1 protein-coding gene is annotated in these 533 nt (G+C 60.8%); it reads right to left on the bottom strand.

Annotation, left to right across the window (positions count from 1 at the left end; genetic code table 11):
• On the bottom strand, nucleotides 1–533 hold a 533-nt coding region (locus AC1D0P_RS27985; RefSeq protein ID WP_477679711.1), incomplete at both ends, for a hypothetical protein.

Raw genomic sequence — 533 nt, 5'->3', positions numbered from 1 at the left:
AAATAGCAAAGTGCGGCGTGATCGCCCTCGGCCGAATACCAAACATTGGCATTGTGCGCATCGCCATGCGCCACGACCCCGCCGGCATGGAACAGTTGCTCCGGTAGCAGCAGCCTGGCGGCGCGGTCGAAGAGCTCGCCGATCGTGTGTCGATAGCGGATGCCATTGACCACGATGCGGGCATTGGAAAATTCGTTCCAACCCAGTGTCACGCCGGGAAACGCAAATTGCTGTCCGACATAGAAATTCCGATAGCGCCCGCCCGGATAGGTACCCTCCGGCAAATCCACCAGCCGTTCGTAGAACAGCCGATGGACAGGTTCCGCGGCGGCCTGCCGAGGCGTGATCGGGTGCAGCGTGCGGCGATAGACCGCCAGCAGCTTTTCAGAAAGATTGCGTTCTGCCGCGACTGCGAGCGCTTCGGCTTTGTCATCCGGCACAAGGTCGAGCGTCCGGAGCACGTCTGAAAAACGGGGATCATTGCGGCGGCGGTAGATGAGGATCTGCTCGCCGGGCAGCGCCGACATATATAC

The sequence above is a fragment of the Polaromonas sp. P1_G2 genome, assembly GCF_056405515.1.
Note: the sequence above shows the minus strand (reverse complement) of the source record. Positions and strands in the feature narration are given on the sequence as shown.